The 20,088-nt window shown below is 42.0% G+C and carries 17 protein-coding genes; 13 read left to right on the top strand and 4 right to left on the bottom strand.

Features of this window, described 5'->3' with window-relative positions; genetic code table 11:
• Positions 1-115 precede the first annotated feature (115 nt).
• Positions 116-1,252, top strand: a complete 1,137-nt coding sequence (locus H6G83_RS17820) for a ParM/StbA family protein (protein WP_190474706.1) — start codon at positions 116-118, stop codon at positions 1,250-1,252.
• 5 nt (positions 1,253-1,257) lie between these two features.
• Positions 1,258-1,755 (top strand): plasmid segregation centromere-binding protein ParR, encoded by a 498-nt coding sequence (locus H6G83_RS17815; protein WP_190474704.1) that lies wholly within the window; start codon positions 1,258-1,260, stop codon positions 1,753-1,755.
• A gap of 183 nt (positions 1,756-1,938) precedes the next feature.
• Here H6G83_RS17815 and H6G83_RS17810 read toward each other — a convergent pair whose 3' ends face one another.
• On the bottom strand, positions 1,939-3,366 hold the full coding sequence (locus H6G83_RS17810; protein ID WP_190474702.1) for a TolC family protein: 1,428 nt from the start codon (positions 3,364-3,366) through the stop codon (positions 1,939-1,941).
• A gap of 266 nt (positions 3,367-3,632) precedes the next feature.
• On the opposite strand from H6G83_RS17810, the gene H6G83_RS17805 reads away from it, so the two are divergent.
• A complete protein-coding gene (locus tag H6G83_RS17805) occupies positions 3,633-5,069 on the top strand; it encodes a phosphoglucomutase/phosphomannomutase family protein (RefSeq protein ID WP_190474700.1) in 1,437 nt (478 codons plus the stop codon).
• Positions 5,070-5,132: 63 nt separating this feature from the next.
• Entirely contained in the window at positions 5,133-5,717 is a 585-nt protein-coding gene (gene rdgB / locus H6G83_RS17800) for an RdgB/HAM1 family non-canonical purine NTP pyrophosphatase (protein ID WP_190474698.1), read from the top strand.
• A gap of 351 nt (positions 5,718-6,068) precedes the next feature.
• Here the strand turns inward: rdgB and H6G83_RS17795 are convergent, their stop codons facing one another.
• On the bottom strand, positions 6,069-6,407 hold the full coding sequence (locus tag H6G83_RS17795) for a P-II family nitrogen regulator (RefSeq protein WP_017749852.1): 339 nt from the start codon (positions 6,405-6,407) through the stop codon (positions 6,069-6,071).
• Positions 6,408-7,291: 884 nt separating this feature from the next.
• Here H6G83_RS17795 and H6G83_RS17790 point away from each other — a divergent pair.
• Positions 7,292-7,570, top strand: coding sequence for a hypothetical protein (locus H6G83_RS17790; RefSeq protein ID WP_190474696.1), 279 nt, complete (start codon positions 7,292-7,294; stop codon positions 7,568-7,570).
• Between the two features lie 26 nt (positions 7,571-7,596).
• Here the strand turns inward: H6G83_RS17790 and H6G83_RS17785 are convergent, their stop codons facing one another.
• Positions 7,597-8,760 carry an AI-2E family transporter gene (locus tag H6G83_RS17785; RefSeq protein WP_190474694.1) on the bottom strand — a complete coding sequence of 388 codons (1,164 nt, stop codon included), beginning with the start codon at positions 8,758-8,760 and terminating at the stop codon, positions 7,597-7,599.
• Between the two features lie 105 nt (positions 8,761-8,865).
• Between H6G83_RS17785 and H6G83_RS17780 the strand changes: the two genes are divergently transcribed.
• From H6G83_RS17780 to H6G83_RS17770, 3 genes are all read left to right on the top strand, one after another.
• On the top strand, positions 8,866-9,318 hold the full coding sequence (locus H6G83_RS17780; RefSeq protein ID WP_242044653.1) for a hypothetical protein: 453 nt from the start codon (positions 8,866-8,868) through the stop codon (positions 9,316-9,318).
• Between the two features lie 392 nt (positions 9,319-9,710).
• A complete protein-coding gene (locus tag H6G83_RS17775; protein WP_190474692.1) occupies positions 9,711-11,129 on the top strand; it encodes an LCP family protein in 1,419 nt (472 codons plus the stop codon).
• A gap of 228 nt (positions 11,130-11,357) precedes the next feature.
• On the top strand, positions 11,358-14,243 hold the full coding sequence (locus tag H6G83_RS17770) for a PAS domain-containing sensor histidine kinase (protein ID WP_190474690.1): 2,886 nt from the start codon (positions 11,358-11,360) through the stop codon (positions 14,241-14,243).
• Positions 14,244-14,396: 153 nt separating this feature from the next.
• Here the strand turns inward: H6G83_RS17770 and H6G83_RS17765 are convergent, their stop codons facing one another.
• Positions 14,397-14,549, bottom strand: a complete 153-nt coding sequence (locus H6G83_RS17765; protein WP_190474688.1) for a nicotinate phosphoribosyltransferase — start codon at positions 14,547-14,549, stop codon at positions 14,397-14,399.
• A 522-nt stretch (positions 14,550-15,071) separates the two neighbouring features.
• Between H6G83_RS17765 and H6G83_RS17760 the strand changes: the two genes are divergently transcribed.
• The 5 genes from H6G83_RS17760 (at position 15,072) to H6G83_RS17740 (ending at position 19,751) form a co-directional block, all read left to right on the top strand.
• Complete coding sequence (locus H6G83_RS17760; RefSeq protein WP_190474686.1) at positions 15,072-16,463, top strand: nicotinate phosphoribosyltransferase; 1,392 nt, start codon at positions 15,072-15,074, stop codon at positions 16,461-16,463.
• On the top strand, positions 16,450-16,674 hold the full coding sequence (locus tag H6G83_RS17755) for a hypothetical protein (protein WP_190474684.1): 225 nt from the start codon (positions 16,450-16,452) through the stop codon (positions 16,672-16,674). The genes H6G83_RS17760 and H6G83_RS17755 overlap by 14 nt, the downstream gene beginning before the upstream one ends.
• Positions 16,671-17,273 carry a nicotinate-nucleotide adenylyltransferase gene (locus H6G83_RS17750; protein WP_190474683.1) on the top strand — a complete coding sequence of 201 codons (603 nt, stop codon included), beginning with the start codon at positions 16,671-16,673 and terminating at the stop codon, positions 17,271-17,273. The genes H6G83_RS17755 and H6G83_RS17750 overlap by 4 nt, the downstream gene beginning before the upstream one ends.
• Positions 17,234-17,980 (top strand): NUDIX hydrolase, encoded by a 747-nt coding sequence (locus H6G83_RS17745; protein WP_190474680.1) that lies wholly within the window; start codon positions 17,234-17,236, stop codon positions 17,978-17,980. Before H6G83_RS17750 ends, H6G83_RS17745 begins: the two co-directional genes overlap by 40 nt.
• A gap of 61 nt (positions 17,981-18,041) precedes the next feature.
• The gene (locus tag H6G83_RS17740) at positions 18,042-19,751 is read left to right on the top strand and encodes an NAD+ synthase (RefSeq protein WP_190474837.1); all 1,710 of its coding nucleotides are present in this window, start codon (positions 18,042-18,044) and stop codon (positions 19,749-19,751) included.
• Positions 19,752-20,088 lie beyond the last annotated feature (337 nt).

Here is a 20,088-nt window from a genome sequence, read left to right as displayed (position 1 = left end):
AATTTTAAAATTTGGCGTATTTGTAGCTACACTTGACGAAACTCAGGATATCTGGTATTCCCCTTGTTTGTACAACTAGCATGATAACTTTTTACAGGTAAGTACGAGGACTTTTATGACAGACCAACCTTCGGCCGCTACCCCAATGAATGCTGCTGCTATCCCTTTAAACAGAGTTCCAGTGAATGCTGCTCCAGCTAACAAGCCAAATAATGGTTCTGGGAAAGCTATTCTCAGTGTTGACTTAGGCAGAACTTCCACAAAAACTTGTGTCAGCCGCGAACCAAATAATGTTGTGTTCGTACCTGCCAACGTTAAGCAAATGACAATAGAACAAGTACGCGGCGGTGTTTTTGAAGCCCGTGCTACCGACCCTTTAATGGACTTGTGGCTGGAATATCAAGGTAAAGGCTATGCTGTCGGTCAACTAGCAGCAGACTTTGGGGCTAACTTGGGAGTGGGTCAATCTAAAGTAGAGGATGCACTAATTAAGGTATTGTCTAGTGCTGGCTACTTCAAGCTTAAAGACGAAATTTCTGTAGTTCTGGGTTTGCCTTTTCTCTCGTTAGAGCAATTTGAACGGGAAAAAGCACAGTTAATTAGCCAAGTTACCGGGCCTCATGTTCTCAATTTCCGAGGCGAATCTTTATCTTTGAATATTACCAAAGTATGGGTGATGCCTGAAGGCTACGGTAGCCTTCTTTGGTCGGAAGCGCAACCTAAAAAGAATGGCAGTAGCCCCGATTTTACCAAAATTTCTACGGCGATCGTTGATATCGGACATCAAACCATTGATTTGTTGATGGTCGATAACTTCCGCTTTGCACGCGGTGCTTCTAAGAGTGAAGATTTCGGTATGAACAAGTTCTATGAACTAGTAGCTGCGGAAATCGAAGGTGCAGACAGTCAATCTTTAGCGTTAATTTCTGCTGTTAACAAGCCCAAAGGTGAGCGTTTCTATCGTCCCAAAGGCGCTAGCAAACCTACTAACCTAGATGACTCCTTGCCTAACTTAATAGAGCAGTTTTCACGTGAAATTTGCAGCCGTGTGTTGGCTTGGTTGCCAGAACGTGTCACTGATGTAATTATCACTGGTGGCGGTGGTGAGTTCTTCTGGGAAGATGTACAACGTTTACTTAAGGATGCCAAAATTAATGCTCACTTAGCTGCTCCTTCCCGACAAGCAAACGCTTTAGGGCAGTATATTTATGGAGAGGCTCAATTAGCTTCCAGTCGCTCTTCTAGGGCTTAAAAAGAATGTTCCAATGGTCAAAAAAAGTAGTTAAGTCGGTTACGTTCAACCCAGAGGTCGCTGATGAAAGTTTGTTAGCGGTTGTAGAAAATTTGCTTGAAAAACAACCAGAGAAGACTTTTAGCGACCTCTGTAAAGAAGCCTTATGGCAGTATTTATGCGTACCGGAATCTGTAAAATCTGGTTCTACAACAGCAGCTACAGAGTCGGTTGAACCGAAAATCGCTGAACTTCGCCGTCAAATAGCTGACCTTGAGGAACGTTTTTTTGCCAAGGAATCTAATCGCTTGGAGGCGCTAGAACGCCAGATTTTGCAATTAACGCAACAACTGGCGCATCTGGCAATTATGGTGAATGAGCGTCCCACCGTGGTTTACGCTGCGCCTCCACCAGCACCAGCAGTAGAAGTAGTTAATCCTACTACTACTACTAATGCTGTTACGCCTCCCGAAGAAGTTGACCCTCTTATCAGCAGATTAAGTCAATTTCTTGACGATTTTTAACAAAAATCTATATTTTGTGAGGAATTTGGATCTTATAAATAATCCTTAATAGTATCTACTATTAAGGATTATTTATTATATGAAAAGATAAAAGCAAGTGATTTGATCAATTCTCCGAAATTAGGCAACAAATAAAACTTAGAAAAGTTTTGCTGCATCTAGGTTTTTAATTGTAAATTGCTTTCACTCTAAGTTAGCGGCTCGTTGTAATCTAGCTAGCGCACGGTTGTATTCTACTATAGCTTGAACTCGGTTGCCTTCTGCTTGGGTTAAATCATTTTCACTATTAATTACATTAGTTTGATTACCTACACCTGCTTGGAAACTTAACCGCGCATAACGAAGAGCTTCTCTGGCTTGCTCAAGGGCTATATTAGCTGTATTCACGTTCTCTAGGTTGGACTGCAATTGAAAATAGGCTTGTTCTACTTCCAACTGAATATTGTTGAGTTGATTGGCAAATTGTGCTTCAGCAATGTTAGCTTGAACAGCCTGTTGAGCAGCCTGCGCTCTTGCTACTCCTCCATCGAATAATGTGGCTGTTCCTTGGACTCCTACTACATAACCGTCTGTAACGGACACTGTGTCATCAAATCTATCTAAAAGATTGTATCTGGTTACTAAGCTAATTTCTGGTTTCAATTGAGAAAGTGCTATTCTTCTTCTTAATTCAGCAATATTCCTCTGTGTTAAGTTTTGGCGCAATTCTGGTCGGTTTTGCAAGGCTAGTATAATACTTTCTTCTCGCGTCCGATTCCATAAGCCATTTAATCTTACTGGATCTGCGGCTCTAACGCTGATTGTTTCAGGTAAATTCAATCGCGTTGCTAATTGAATCTGGGCGGTTCTTTGTGATGAAATGGCATTAATTAATTCTTGTTGAGCGTTAGCTAAGTTTACTTGCGATCGCAGCAGGTCGTATCTTGTACCTACAGCAGCCCTTTCTAGAGCTTCTGCATCTCTTAAACTAGCTTGGGCATTTGAGACCGCAGATTGCCTAATGCGGACATTTTCATCAGCTTGTTGGAGATTATAATAATCAAGGGTGACATTTAGGCGGACTTCTGCCGATGTAAGCTCTGTTTCTAATTCATCCAGACGCACTTGTTCTTCAGCTGCTCGTCTACTATTAAGACCTTGCCCATAATTATAAAGACCATAAGTCAGTTCCAAATTACTATTAAATGTAGTCACGGATTCTGGTTGATTAACAGTATTTGTTTGACTTAATCCTGATTCAAATTGTTGTGTTTGCTGTGACGCTGACGGGATGGAAACAGAGCGAGAACGAGTTAACTCAATATTTAAACTAATGCTGGGATATTGAGAAGCTTCTACTTCTCTTAAGGCTGCACGACTGCGTTCAATTTGTAATAAAACAGCCTGTAACTCTGTATTTCGTCGTCTTGCTAATTCTAAGCTTTGCTGTAGAGTGAGTGACTGAGTTTGTTGAACTGTGACTTGTGCTGGTGAGGTTGGCAAGTTAAGGGGATTAGAATTAGGTTGGAGATTATTGGGTATTTGTGCTGATGCAGAGGTGATGTTACCCGAAGCGATCGCAAAATTCATCCCTACAATTATTATGTAGCGATTTACCGACTTAGTTAGCATTTTTACTTGTGAGTGGTGAAAAATCAAAAGAGTTCTTATTTTTATACTTACTATACTTAAGATAACTTATACAGGAATCATTTGTCATGAATCAAGCAATTGCATATCTAAGTTGGAACTTGGCAAAAATTTTTGTCTGTGCGTCACAAGACTTTGTTGCTTGTTTTTGACAAGAATAGGTAAAAAGTTAAATCAGCTAGATTCTTTTGTTACTTGAGGAACTGTATAAATGCTAAAATCCTCAAGTGTATACTGAGGGTTCCCCAATGCCAGTTATAGCTAGCTCTATTAAGTTCGGTACTGACGGCTGGCGGGGCGTAATTGGTGATGAGTTCACCTTTGAACGCCTAGCTTTGGTCGCACCAGTTGCAGCAAAAGTATTATATGATACTTATTATTCGACGGTGGGTAGTCGGACAATTATCGTCGGGTACGATCGCCGTTTTATGGCGGAGGATTTTGCCCTTGCTGTCGCTAATTCTGTCACGGCTGTCGGTTTTGATGTTTTACTTAGTGAAAGTTATGCACCAACGCCGGCGTTTAGTTGGGCTGCAAAACAACTCAATGCTTTGGGGGCGCTAGTTATTACCGCCAGTCATAACCCAGGCCCATATTTAGGCTTAAAAGTTAAAGGTTATTTCGGTGGCTCAGTATCACCAGAAGTTACAAAAGATATAGAAGCATTATTATCAGAGGGAGTACCAACCGCAGCTACTCCAGGGAAGTTGGAACGGTTTGACCCCTGGCCTAGTTATACTCAAGGTTTAGAAGGGAAGGTTGATATTACCAAAATTCGAGAAGCGATCGCCTCTGGTAAACTGGCAGTATTTGCCGATGTGATGCACGGTGCAGCAGCAAGCGGCTTAGGTAGATTATTGGGCGATCGCGTGCAAGAACTCAACTCTAACCGCGACCCCTTATTCGGTGGTGGTGCGCCGGAACCTTTACCCAAATACCTTTTGCAGTTATTCGAGACTATCCGCAATTATCGAGAACAGAATCCATCAGGTTTATCTGTAGGATTGGTATTCGATGGAGACTGCGATCGCATCGCTGCTGTAGATGGCAATGCTAACTTCTTAAGTTCTCAAGTCTTAATTCCTATCTTAATTGACCACTTAACCTTAAGACGCAACTTTACAGGGGAAATCGTGAAAACCGTCAGTGGTTCCGATTTAATGCCCAAGGTAGCAGCACTGCATAACTTGTCAATATTTGAAACACCCGTAGGTTATAAATATATCGCTGACCGAATGCTAGCCGCACCAGTATTATTAGGTGGGGAAGAATCGGGGGGAATTGGTTATGGTAGCCATATTCCCGAACGGGACGCTTTATTATCAGCATTATATGTTTTAGAAGCGATCGTGGAATCTGGGTTAGATTTAGGCGATTATTACCGACAACTACAACAGCAAACAGGCTTTACTTCTGCTTACGATCGCATCGACTTACCCCTAGCTAGTATGGATGTGAGAGCGCGTCTATTGCAACAACTACAAACCCAACCCTTAACAGAAATTGCGGGTAAAGCCGTGATTGACTGTAATACCATTGATGGCTACAAGTTCCGCCTAGCTGATAATAGCTGGTTAATGATTCGTTTTAGTGGTACAGAACCAGTCCTCCGCCTCTACTGTGAAGCCTCCACCCTGGAAGAAGTCCATAAAACCCTGGCTTGGGCGAAGGAGTGGGCTGAGTGAAGTTGTGTTGACCAATTACCAATTACCAATTACCAATTACCAATTACCAATTACCCATGACCAATGACAAAACTTCTTGTAGTAGCAACAAGTAATCCGGGTAAGTTGCGGGAGATGCAGGCTTATCTGGCTAAGACTGACTGGGAATTAACTCTCAAACCGACGGAGTTAGAGGTTGAGGAGACGGGTGATACTTTTGCGGCTAATGCTTGTCTTAAAGCTACCGAAGTGGCTAAGGCTACAGGTAACTGGGCGATCGCCGATGATTCTGGTTTAGAAGTGGATGCGCTGAATGGTGTGCCTGGGGTTTATTCTGCTCGTTATGGGAATACAGATGCAGAACGTATTGGGAGATTGTTAAATGAGTTGGGTAGCGAAGTTAACCGAGGAGCGCAGTTTGTCTGTGTAGTGGCGATCGCATCTCCTGATGGGACGATCGTATTACAGGCGGAGGGTGTGTGTCGTGGGGAAATTCTTCATGCACCCCGTGGTAATGGCGGCTTCGGCTACGATCCAATTTTTTATGTTCCCGAAAAGCAATTAACCTTTGCCCAGATGACACCAGAAGTAAAGAAATCAGTGAGTCATCGAGGTAAGGCTTTTGCCGCTTTATTACCTCAACTGGAACAACTAACTAGAACGGACTAAAGAAATCAAGGTTTGTAGTCAGGACTTCAGTCCTCAAAAAAGGACTAAAGTCCTTACTACGAACCCTATTGTGTTAACAATTCACGCATTCACGCATTCGCGCATTAAAGACATTTTGCCTACGGCACGCTACGCGAACAGTTGGGGATTTAAACCCCAACTGAAAATTTGCTACGTACAGACGTAGGGGTCTTTAACCCTCGGAATTACGATAACTTTAGATTACTTAACATAATTTGATTTATTTGCGATCGCTTACTTACGTAATTTTGATTGATATGGGTAAGCATTGCCACTCTATTATGGTTTTGGTGGGCAATGCCCACCCTACAATTACTTAGCACTCGCTAATTACACGGCTTCGGTATTCTTTTCTCCTGTACGAATCCGAACTACTTGTTCTACGGGTGAGATGAAGATTTTACCGTCGCCGATTTCGCCTGTACGGGCAGCTGCAATAATTTTGTCAACTACCATATCAACTTGGTTATCTTCTACCACAATCTCCACCTTGAGTTTTTGGAGAAACTCAACAGTGTATTCAGAACCGCGATAGCGTTCTGTTTGTCCTTTCTGCCGTCCAAAACCCCGGACTTCAGAAACAGTCATACCCACGATACCTGCGTTGACTAAAGCGATTTTCACTTCATCTAGCTTAAATGGGCGGATAATTGCTTCTACTTTTTTCACCTTATCGACTCCTGTATTTTTATAGGTTCGTTTATATATCTAACCAGATTCTCATGTCTGACACTGCTCCAAAAAACTTACCTAAACTTTGTCAAACTTCTTGATTAGTTTAGTGTTTTCTTCCTGTTTCGCTTCTCTACGAGAGGCTACGCCAACGCGACGCTAGCGCGAATAACCAAGGTAGACGGCTACTGCTTGTCCACAGGCATTAAGTTAAGGGGAAGTCCACCTGACTTTATTGTTAGGGCATTCTCAAGGTTGATGGACGCATTTTCGTCCCTGTCTTGAGTATGCCCACAACCTGTAGTTTGTTGATTTCTTCTGCGGCATCAGCAATAGCATTGTCAATTTTACGACGGTCTGAGGTTTCTATCTTTGACAGTATCTCACGTAAAGCACAGATGTGCGGCCCCTAATCATCTGCGTACCCTGCCTTAAGGCTCCGCCAACATCTGCGTTGATCTGCGTTCAATTTTTTCCAAATCTATTGCCACATTTTAGCCTTGACAAGCCACTACTTAATATTTACTTTATAAATGACCTCTAACTCTATGATTGGGATAAATAATCGCGTATTTCTACAAAATCATTCCATGAAATATAAGATTTACGCTGTTCATCCAAATATTTTGTTAAGGGAGAACGTGCAAACAATTTATAACACAACAGAAGCTTTTGACACTCCCACGGCTAAAAGCCAATGGGATTCTTGTTTCATTCAGTCCACTTACCATAATTAGTTGCCTAATTATGCCAGAGGTGGGTCTGTCCGCAAGCTTTCGCTCCATTACAGAAGCCAGATCCGGTATGCCCTACCGTACTGTTTCGACCAAAACCTTGGTTTTCTGGTACTTAGGGAAGTGAAGATTTTACCTGAAACCATAATGAGGTGCTGCACTGCCCACCCTACTAAATTTATCTTGATTCTTAAAATAGACTTGGTGGGCAATGCCCACCCTACGGCTACGGCTGCTAATTATGAAGTAGTTTTTAATGGCGATCGCATCGGTACTTCTGCATTCAACCAGTGGAGAAAACCTTGGTTCACCGCTACAGGAGAAATTTCCGCGATAAAATTAGTATTGGGTTTATTCACTGAAAATATAGACAGATATTTTCAATTATTGACAAATCACCCACACAAGGTGGATATCCTTTTTTAACCGCACTTGGGTACTCATCACTTGATTTAAGGTACTGTTGGTTCGGAAATGCTGAGAGGATTTTGAGTATTTTCTTTCTGCACTATTGATGCAGCTATCTCTGTAGTATCTGTTACCTCCATTTCCGAACCTACACTAGAGGGACGCAAAGCAGTCAAAGCTGTTTTAATAATTACAGCAGTGGGTACAGCCACAATTACACCTAAAAGTCCGCCAATTCTTGCGCCTGTCAATACTGAGATGAGTATCCAAACTGGATTTAAACCAGTAAAATTGCCTAGAATACGGGGTGCAATTAAATTTTCGAGAATCTGCTGTACAATCACGGCAGCAATCAAAACCCTAATCCCCATTGAGAAATCTTGCAGCGCTACTAGTGAGGTGGTGAGAGCAATGCCTACAGAGCCACCAAAGGGGACAAGCGCCATAATCCCAATAGTTAGACCAAATAATAGCCCAAATGGCACTTTCAGCCACAAGAAGGCAGGAATGAGGGCTGAGGCCATACAAGTGGATAAAATTAATTGGGTGATAAAGAAATTTTGAAAGCTCAGGCGTACTGTTTGGGAAAAAGGGTCACGGAATCTAATAGGTAGCCAGTCTACTAAGCTTTCCCAGAGTTCGTCACCATGCTGCAATAGATAGAAGGTTAAAACCATTGTTAACAGAAAATCTAGCAAGCTGGTGAAGGTAACTACGGCCAGATTGAGAACTTGTCCGGCGATCGCTTGTAGTTGCCCCTTGACGCGATCGTTAATTTGGACTACAAGAGCATCAAGGTTAATCGGTAAGCCTAAAGTTTCTGCTTTCTCGTTAAGAATCATTAACTGCGATCGCCCAGAGTCAATTAACTCTGGAATTCGGGCTACCAGTTGTTGAGCTTGCGTCAGCGCTAGTGGAATTAAGGTAACGCCAAGGGCTAATAAAATGGCTAGAGCTAATAAAAATACTAAAATAGCAACTTGCTCTCGCCTCGCACCGTGACGTTCCATCCAGCTTACAGGGTAGTTCAGCAGAAATGCTAAAACTGAGGCTCCGACTAAAATAACTATTAGGGAGTGGAAGTAATCGAAAATTGCGGAAAATGCCCAACCATTGAGAACTAGCAAAGGAGCGAATAGAGCGATCGCCCCGATTCTCGCTATTGGTGTTAGTGCTTGCCACCAGTTGAGTAGCTTGAGTGTCTGCATCTTGAGCTGATTGCGGGATAGAACAAAAAATTCTGTATCTATAGCTTATTATCTCTAACTACATCATTGTCATTCATCCCTCTACTTTAGGATTTGACAACAACAATGGAAGATTTTCAATCAGGTAAGAAAATTATCCCGACTGGGGACTGGGGAGACTTCTCTACGAGACGCTGTGCGAACGAGAGCTTCACTGCATCTCTGGAGACTGGGGAAAAGGTTCCTATTCCCAAAACTCAGTTAATTCTGCATCTAATCCCCGTTATTGGCTTTTTCCCCTCTTTGTGGGTTGTTTATCGCCATCAAGCTAGCCGGGAACAACTGGCAGTGAGCCGTCTGTCTATTACTCTGGCGTTTACTTGGTTGTCGAGTTACTTGTTATTGGCTACTGGAGCAGCAACTTCAGAATTTTTTACATTGCGTTTACTAATACTTAATAGCTTCTTTACATCCGGTTACTTTTTGGTGAGTATCTGGCTGGTTGTGCGTGTGCTTCAAGGTAAATCTTACCGTTTACCAGGAATGAGCAGCTTGGCAGAACGTATATTTAGGAAGTAGCTCTCTGAACTAATTTGCCCAAAATCAAGCTAAGGCAGTATTTGTACTTTAAGGCTAATAAATTACAAATGATTTTCTGCCAGGCCTAGCCAAATTGAACATACTATTGGCATACTGCTATAAATCATGAGGGAATATGCCACAACATTCAAAAAATCCTGCTATAAGTGTTGTGGTTAAAGCCACAGTAAACAGTAGACAGTGGACAGTTATCAGTGAACAGTGAACAGTGGACAGTGGACAATGGTCATAACCTGATAACTGACAACTGGTAACTGATAACTGATAACTGATAACTGTTAAAAGTTAGCTATTATGGGTTGATTTATTAGCATTATTGTTAGTAGGCAAATTTACCTAAATTAATTAATTAGTTAAGTGTGAGGAAGTCTGTGACCATTCAAAGAACTTCAGCAGAAGGAAACCAATCGTCGAATGCCCCTAACTCTGGTGGCAAAAAGTCGCAAAATACGAAACCGGGGCGTTGGCTATGGTTCTGGATGGGTATGGGGGGGATTGCGATGGTGTCGGCAACGGCCGGGGCTTTACTGGCGGTTTCTTTGACGAGTACACCGTTGCAACAAGCGCAAATGAGTCCCCAGGAAGAAGCAGTTTTTGATAGTGATGCGATCGCCGGTAGTGGCTTGCACTTCTCGCAGTTAACCCGTCCGGTAAATCTGTTAGTAATGGGGATGAGCGTCCTACCGCCAGATATTAAAAATCCTCCTGCTGATACCAAAAATCTCAGATACTTACCTCAAGTCAACTCTTTTGATGGTCTTTCTGATGTGATGCTGTTGGTCAAATTTGACCCAGAAACGAAAAAAGTAGCGATGCTGTCGATTCCTAGAGACACCCGCACGGAAATAGAAGGGCATGGTGTGAAAAAAATTAACTCTGCCAATGTGGAAGGTGGTCCAGCCTTAACTGCTACCACTGTGAGTAATCTTTTGGGTGGTGTGGGAATTGATCGCTATATCCGCATCAACGTTTTAGGTGTAGCCAAACTCATTGATGCTTTGGGGGGAGTGACAGTATATGTACCCAAAGACATGAAATATCGTGATGATTCTCAACACCTATACATCAATTTGAAGGCAGGTAAGCAGCATCTCAACGGCGACCAAGCACTACAATTACTGCGTTATCGCCATGATGAATTGGGAGATATTGGCCGCATTCAACGCCAGCAAATGGTAATTCGCGCTTTAATCGACCAGACACTTAACCCGGTAACACTGGCTCAAATACCAAAAATCCTTAACGTAGTTAAAGATAACATCGACACTAATTTAACCGTTGAGGAATTGGTAGCGCTGGTGGGTTTTGGTGTGCGGACTAATCGCACGAATATGCAGATGTTAATGCTACCTGGACGTTTTAGCGAACAGGGTGAGTATAATGCTAGCTATTGGATACCAAATAGAGATGGTATCGCTAAATTAATGGGACAGCACTTTGGCTTGCAATCAATCTCGGAAAACCCAGTAAATGAACCAACTGCATTACGGGTAGCAATTCAAGATAGTACAGGAAGCGATCGCTCTCAGCTACGTCCCTTGATCCGTGCCTTAGAACAAGCAGGTTATCGTAATATTTATATAGCTAGACCTTGGACTGAACCTCTAGAAGTAACTAATATTATTGCCCAACAAGGAGACGGCAATAGTGCTGAATCTATCCGTAACGCTCTTGGCTTCGGCGAAGTGCGCGTTGAAAGTACTGGTAGCCTCAATTCTGATATTAGTATTCAAGTAGGTAAAGATTGGTTACAAAAAAAATCTCTGTTAGAAAATTCTAGTCAGTTTTAAGTTTCTTTGTTGACCGAAAATCAATGACGCGCAAGCCCCTAGATTCATCTGTGGGGAGTACGTCAACGTTTGAATATGAATTAATGACTAAGCACAGATAAAAATTCCTCTACCCACACATGAGTAGAGTAATTTTTACTAGCAGTCATGGGAATAATACTATGAAGCAAAGATTAGGTCATGAGTGACGGTTATGATAGCTGCCACTCAATGGAAGGAATAGCTTTTATGTATACAGAGACACTACAACACCAAATCAAACTTCTCCAGCAAGAAAATGCGAAATTAAAGCAACAGTTAGCAGGCACTACCAATGAATTTAGCACAGGCATCGCTAGACTCGAACAGGAACTCAACGAATCCAAAAACTTATTGCTATTCTTTGAGATATCAGTTGATATGCTCTGCATCGCAGGCTTCGATGGCTACTTCAAGAAAATAAATTCGGCTGGTGAACGAATGCTTGGCTATTCTCAAGCAGAATTACTATCAATTTCTTTCCTAGACCTAGTACATCCAGATGACAGAGCCGCCACATTGCAGGAAATGTCGAAATTGAATCAAGGAATTCGAGTTTTTCGGTTTGAAAATCGCTATCTTTGCAAAAATGGCTCTTATTGCTGGCTATCATGGACTTCGGTGGCTCATGATAACTTTATCTTTGCTGTGGCTAGGGATGTGACTGAGCGCAAAGCCACAGAAGAGGCTTTAAAGCGATTTGAGACGAAAATAAAATTTTTGGTGCAACAGACTCCCTTAGCAATGATTGAGTGGAACTCTGATTTTGAAATAATTGAATGGAACCCGGCGGCAGAAAAAATCTTTGGTTATTCAGCAGCAGAAATGTTACATCAAAACGCCCTAGATATTTTGCCGGAAAATCAAAGAGATGTTGTGATGGAGACGATGAAATCTCTGTTAAAAAATGGAGGTGGTCATTACAGTTTGAATGAAAACATTACCAAAGACGGCAACTTGATTACCTGTGAATGGATTAATACCCCGTTGATTGATGCTGATGGTACTTTCTTAGGCATCTGTTCAATGGTACAGGATGTGAGCGATCGCCAAAAGGTAGAAGTTGCTCTACGCGATAGTGAAGAAAGATTTCGCCTAGCAACTGAGCAAACTGGGCAAGCTATCTATGACTATGAAATTCTCTCAGGCAAAATTTTATGGGCGGGGACTAGCGAAAAAGTCATAGGTTTGACTGCTGAAGAATTGCCAAATTTTGATGTTGCTAGTTGGAAATCAAGAATACATCCAGAGGATCGGGATCTGGCAACTAGCCTGCTGACACAAGCAATGGAGCAAAAAACCCGCTATAAAGTTGAGTATCGTTTTCAAAAGCTAGATGGCACATACATTGATATCCAAGATACCGGCATCTTTTTGTTCAACAATGAAGGTCAGGCATATCGAATGCTGGGTACTTTGAGTGATATTAGCGAACGTAAACAAGCTGAGGTAATGCTGCGTCAACAAGAAATCCATTATCGGAGTATTTTTGAAACTGTCAGTGATGGTATCGGTATTAATGATCTGGAAACGGGCCAGCTTGTTGCTTTTAATCCTGCTTTTTGTGAAATGCACGGCTATACTCAGGAAGATTTTCTGAATTTAGGCCCCGAAGACTATATTCATCCTCATTCACTTCCGAACTTTAGAAAATTAGTCGATACAATCAAAGCCGGAAAAATATTTTACTCTCAGGCTATCGATATTCACAAAGATGGTACTCTCATTGATATAGAGGTGACAGCAAGAAGTTTTAACTATAATGGTAAGCCTCATGCACTTGCAGTAATACGCAATATTAGCGAGCGGGTACAGGCAGAACGAGAGCAAAAAAAATTACTAGCTATTTTAGAAGCAACGCCAGATATTGTTGGTATCGCTGATGCGTCTGGAAAAAGTTGCTATACAAATAAAGCCGGACAAAAGATACTTGGTATTAACATTAGTGAATCTGACAATTTGCCGGTTACTGAGATGGTGGCAACTTCGATGTTAGAGAAATTTCACCAGGAAATTATACCCACAGCCATACAACAGGGAAGCTGGTCTGGAGAATCTATATTGCGATCGCGCAGTGGTGAAGAATTTCCTGTGTCTCAGGTAATTATTGCACATAAAAATGAACAGGGAGAACTGGAATTTATCTCGACAATTGCCCGCGATATCCGCGATCGCCAACAAATTGAAGCCCGACTTAGACAACAAGCCCAAGATTTAGCAAAAACTCTACAAGAACTCCAACGCACTCAAACACAAATGATTCAAGCCGAAAAAATGTCTAGCTTGGGACAACTAGTTGCTGGTGTCGCCCACGAAATTAATAACCCTGTCAACTTTATTCACGGCAATTTGAATTATCTGGAAGAACATACACAAGAATTATTACGAGTAATTCAGTTTTACCAACAAAAATTTCCTAATTACGATGCTGATCTTCAGGAATTGTATGAAGAAATTGACATGGAATACATCCAACAAGATTTACCCAAAATCCTCAATTCCATGAAGGTAGGTACTCAACGTATCCGTCAAATTGTGCTGTCACTGCGTACTTTCTCTCGCATGGATGAAGCCGAGTTTAAGGCTGTGGATATTCATGCGGGTATTGATAGTACATTGATGATTTTGCAACATCGTCTCAAAGAACAGTCAGAACGTCCAGCCATTCAAGTTGTCAAAGAATACGGCGAATTGCCCCTAATTGAATGCTATGCTGGGCAACTCAATCAAGTTTTTATGAATATTTTGGCAAATGCTATTGATGCTTTGGAGGATGGTTTGGGGAAAGAGGAAGGGGGTTGGGAAAGTGGGAAAATACCTACTATTCGTATTTCTACTTCAGTCAGTCGTTCTAGTAAGATTAAGATTGCGATCGCTGATAATGGTATGGGAATGCCAGAAAAAATTCAACAGCAAGTGTTCAACCCCTTCTTTACTACTAAGCCTGTAGGTAAGGGAACAGGTATGGGGATGTCTATCAGTTACCAAATTATCACCGAAAAACATAATGGTAAACTAGAATGTTTTTCCGAACCCGGACAGGGTACAAAATTTACAATTGAAATCCCTATCCAACAAGAATTTTTACACTCATGATCCCGTAACAGCTATCAACTTTTAGCAATCAACAAAAAAGACATGGGATGATCATCCCATGCCTTTCCATGACTTAAAACTTTATTTTTCATGTATTGATGAATGCGTAATAGCAACAATCAGCGAGTTGATTTTCTCCGCTTCTTACTATATTCACCAAATATCTGCTGCACGTTTTTTATAAGGTTCACCTGTAAATGGTTGTACACCTATAATTGGATAAGCATCGTCTGTAGGCCCAAAAATCCGCAAGAAGGCTTCAGAAATATATTGCATTACGCCAGCAAGCATTTTGGAAATAGCCATAAACTTAGACTCCTATTTGAGCCAATTCCTGGTGATTTATCTACTCTAATTCAAACAAAGTTGGCTGACTCTCTTTCTCAATATATTGATAATGTCTGAAATCTTTTTTTAGATAGCTTTGCAATACTTTAAAGTCTCTGCAAGCAAAAGCTTTCACTAACATTTTAACCCAAGAAAAGAGATAGGAGCAGGTGAGGAGGAATTTTCCCAGTCAACAGCTAATTTATCGCCGTAGCCTATAGGGCATGAGTGAATCATAAAATCCTGATAGCAAGCAGCTAAAGCGCCTGTTACCTGAAACCTGTCCCCTGTCCCCTGCTATAGCTATGCAGAATTGACCAACAGCGAAATATTGTCTAATTTAACTATTAAGAAATAATAATTAATAGATATTTTTAAATTTATTAATTGCTGAAGATGCTGTATTAACCTGCATCTAGCCAAATATTTTTTGCTACTTGACAATATTTTTGGTAAAAAATACCATAATAGAAAGAAGCATTCTTTTAAGGAAGCGCTTGCATGACAACTATCCCCATCTGGGATGTTCAGCAAACCCCAGACTTAAACATCTCTGCGGCTGACTACAGTCTGCTTACCGACCTATACCAGTTGACAATGGCCGCTTGTTATACAGGTGAAGGTATAGAACAACAAAGGGCAAGTTTTGAGTTATTTGTGCGGCGATCGCCAGAAGGTTTTGGCTACTTAATTGCGATGGGGCTAGAGCAAGCACTGGAATATTTAGAAAAGTTACGCTTTAGCCAGGAACAAATAGCTGCATTACAAGCCACAGGAATTTTTGCTCATGTAGATGACAGCTTTTGGTCACTGCTAGCCCAGGCAAGGTTCACTGGGGATGTATGGGCAGTACCGGAAGGGACGGCCGTATTTGCCAACGAACCAATGTTACGGGTGGAAGCGCCTCTATGGCAAGCTCAGTTAGTAGAAACATACTTATTAAACACCATCAACTACCAAACCTTAATAGGAACAAAGGCAGCACGCCTGCGTGATATAGCGGGTGAAAAAGCTACACTTTTAGAATTTGGGACAAGAAGAGCCTTTAGTCCCCAAGCCTCCTTGTGGGCGGCTAGGGCAGCCTTAGCTGGTGGCTTAGATGCCACCTCGAATGTGTTAGCAGCGCTACAACTAGGGCAACTACCAAGTGGTACGATGGCTCACGCCTTGGTTATGGCGTTGTCAGCGATGGAAGGCAGTGAGGAAAAAGCCTTTAGTGCGTTTCATCGCTATTTTCCTGGTGCGCCACTATTAATAGATACTTATGATACCGTCGCGGCGGCCCAGCAGTTAGCAGAGAAAGTAAATAGTGGAAAAATGCAATTATCCGGCGTGAGGTTAGATTCTGGCGACCTAGTTAGCTTATCAAAACAAGTGCGATCGCTCCTACCAGAAGTAGCAATTCTTGCCAGTGGCGATCTAGATGAATGGGAAATTGCCAGACTCAAAGCCGCCGGTGCAGAAATCGACGGCTACGGACTCGGAACTAAACTTGTTACAGGTTTCCCTGTGAATGGAGTTTACAAACTCGTAGAAATTGACAATATCCCAGTCATGAAACATTCCAGTGGAAAAGTAACATACCCCGGACGCAAACAAATTTTCCGGTCGTATGCGGAAGGTAAAGTCAAAGCAGACAGACTGGGGTTAATTACAGATACACCTCTCGCCCTGGAAACACCCTTACTACAACTAGTAGTCAAACAAGGTCAACGCCTACAACCACCTCAAAGCCTAGCAGAAATCCGTCAACGTACCGCCGCTTCCGTCGCTAGCCTACCTGAACAAACAAGAAGGTTAGATCATCCTGTTCCCATTCCCGTAGAAATTTCCGCCACACTACAAGAGTTGACACAACAGACTCAGAGGCGAGTGGGGGGTGGGGGGAGATGAGGGAGTGGGGGGAGATGAGGGAGATGAGGGAGATGAGGGAGTGGGGGGAGATGAGGGAGATGAGGAGCAACCCACCCCTAACCCCTCCCAGGAGGGGAAAGGAGCAGAGGAGAACAACTGTCAACTGTCACCTGTCACCTGTCACCTGTCAACTGTCACCTGTCAACTGTCACCTGTCACCTGTCAACTGTCAACTGTCAACCGACTATGAACAAAATCGCTTTATTTGGTACAAGTGCAGACCCGCCAACAGCAGGGCATCAAACTATACTGCGGTGGTTGTCTGAGCGTTATGATTGGGTGGCTGTGTGGGCGGCGGATAACCCATTTAAAGCCCATCAAACATTGTTAGCACATCGGGCGGCAATGTTGCGGTTGTTGATTGCGGATATAGACGCACCTAGACAGAATATTGCTTTAGAACAGGATTTAAGTAGCTTGAGAACACTGGAAACCCTGGAAAAAGCAAAATTGCGTTGGGGTACACAAACAGAGTTTACTTTAGTAATTGGTTCAGATTTGCTGAGTCAGTTACCGCGTTGGTATCGAATTGAAGAATTGTTACAGCAGGTAGAACTGTTGATAGTGCCACGACCAGGATATGCAATAGATGAAGCTAGTCTAGAAACTGTCCAACAACTGGGAGGCAAAATTGCGATCGCCTCTTTTACAGGTTTAGATGTTTCCTCAACTGCTTATCGCGAATGTGGAGATACCGCCGCTCTCACCCCCCCTATTGTCGCTTATATTCATCAACAGCATTTGTACAAATGCCTGGACGCAACCACAAAAAGTTTCCAACTTCTTTAAATCAACAACCTTTAGCTAATTTTAAGGTTGGTGTTGATAATGTAATTTTTTCTGTAGATACCGAAAAAAATCGGCTGTTAGTACTGTTAGTAATGCGACAGCAAGAACCTTTTTTAAATTATTGGAGTCTTCCTGGGACTTTGGTACGAGAAGGGGAGTCTTTAGAAGATGCTGCTTATCGCATTATGGCAGAAAAAATTAGAGTCAAAAATCTCTATTTAGAACAGTTATATACCTTTGGCGGCCCTAATCGTGACCCCAGAGAAGCAAATGAGAGTTATGGTGTACGTTACCTATCAGTTAGTTACTTTGCTCTAGTCAGATTTGAAGAAGCAGAATTAATTGCTGATGGTGTCACAGGTATTGCTTGGTATCCAGTCAAGCAAGTACCAAAATTAGCATTCGACCATAATGAAATTTTGACTTATGGACATAGACGTTTACGTAATAAATTAGAATACAGCCCAGTGGCTTTTGAAGTGTTGCCAGAAATGTTTACTTTAAGTGATTTATATCAGTTATATACAACAGTTTTAGGTGAGAACTTCTCCGATTATTCCAACTTCCGCGCCCGTCTGTTGAAACTAGGATTCTTATCTGATACTGGGGTAAAAGTCTCAAGAGGTGCAGGTCGTCCCGCTAGTTTGTACAAATTTGATGCAGAAGCTTTCGCTCCTTTTAAAGACAAACCTTTAGTATTTATTTAATTCGTAATTATTGATATGCGAATAGTTGTAGCTAATGACCAATGACTAATGACTAATGACTATGAAAATTGCGATCGCTCAAATTAACCCCATAATTGGTGACTTGTCAGGCAATGCCGAGAAGATACTAGTAATGGCACAGCAGGCAGTCGAACAAGGTGCAAGATTATTATTAACACCAGAACTATCTTTATGTGGATATCCACCACGGGATTTATTATTAAATCCTAGTTTTCTGAAAGCTATGACGGGAACTTTGCACCAATTAGCTCAAGATTTACCTGCGAATTTAGCTGTATTAGTAGGTACGGTTGATGCCAATCATCAAGCTTCTACTACAGGGGGAAAACCTTTATTTAATAGCACAGCTTTATTAGAAAATGGCAAAATTAAGCAATACTTTTATAAGCGATTATTGCCCACTTATGATGTATTTGACGAACAGCGTTATTTTGAAGCAGGACAGGAAACAAATTATTTTGTATTAGATAATGTCAAAATTGGCGTGACAATTTGCGAGGATTTATGGAATGATGAGGAGTTTTGGGGCAAACGTACTTATATAGCAAATCCTATTGCTGACTTAGCAATTTTAGGAGTAGATTTCATAGTTAATTTATCGGCATCACCCTACAGTGTGGGTAAGCCAAGCTTTCGAGAAGAAATGCTAAAACATAGCGCTGTCAGGTTTCAACAGCCTGTTATTTATACTAATCAAGTCGGTGGTAATGATGATTTGCTGTTTGATGGTCGCAGCTTTGCCTTAAATCGTCAAGGTGAGGTAATGTGCCTTGCTAATGGTTTCACCACTGATTTAGTTACAGTAGAATTTGAGGAAACACAAAGAGATTTTAGATTAAGTTCCGTTGCCCCTGTATATGAATCAGAAGAGGAAGAAATTTGGCAGGCTCTAGTTTTGGGTGTGAAAGATTATGCTCAAAAATGTCGTTTTTATAAAGTAGTACTGGGGTTAAGTGGGGGAATTGATTCTGCACTGGTAGCGACAATTGCCACTGCGGCATTAGGTAAAGAAAACGTCTTGGGTGTATTAATGCCATCCCCTTATAGTTCCGACCATTCTATTAGTGATGCTCTACAATTAGCTGATAATTTGGGAATTAAAACGCAGATTTTACCCATTGGGGAGTTAATGCAAAGCTTTGATAATAGCTTGGCGGGGTTATTTGCGGGTACAGAATTTGGTTTGGCTGAGGAGAATATTCAGTCACGGATTCGCGGTAACTTATTAATGGCGATCGCCAATAAATTTGGCTACCTACTACTCTCCACAGGTAACAAGTCAGAAATGGCAGTCGGTTACTGCACCCTCTACGGCGACATGAACGGCGGTTTAGCAGTCATTGCAGACGTTCCCAAAACCCGCGTCTACTCCCTGTGCAAATGGCTAAACTCCCACCAGTCCCCAGTCATCCCTGAAAACATCCTCACCAAAGCACCAAGCGCCGAACTCAAACCCGGTCAAGTTGACCAAGACTCCCTACCTCCATACGAAATCTTAGACGATATCTTACAGCGCCTAATTCACGACCATCAATCAGTAGGGCAAATTGTCGCCGCCGGACATGACCCAACAGTGGTAGACAGAGTTATCCAAATGGTAGCGAGGGCAGAATTTAAACGCCGCCAAGCACCCCCAGGCTTAAAAATCACTGACCGCGCCTTTGGTACTGGTTGGCGAATGCCAATAGCCAGTAACTGGAGTGCGATTAAAAGTAATTACCAAAAAATTGAGTCTGGGCATGATGATTAAAAAGACAGACGAATGTGGTAATTTTACAGTATGGTAGTAAATATACCGTTTTGCATTTCTATCTCAGTGTATTCCCGTTGTAAAGCGATTTACACTTTTTTAAAATGTTTAGTCTTCTAGACTTATGAAAAAGCAAGGTCAATTTTTATCAGAATGCGCTGAATTATCTCAGACAACTTCAACAGTGGCTAGGCATATATATAGCAATCCCCTGATAGGTTAGGACACCGACTAAGCATAAAATGTCTATAAGAACAGGCTTTAAAGACTGTTACCTGTTACCTGTAACCTGTAACCTGCTATAAGTTAGGGATGTAGCGCGAGCTGCTTTGCTGGA

Origin of the sequence: Anabaena azotica FACHB-119 (genome assembly GCF_014697625.1) — a bacterium.
Classification (GTDB): Bacteria; Cyanobacteriota; Cyanobacteriia; order Cyanobacteriales; family Nostocaceae; genus Trichormus; species Trichormus azoticus_A.
Note: the sequence above shows the minus strand (reverse complement) of the source record. Positions and strands in the feature narration are given on the sequence as shown.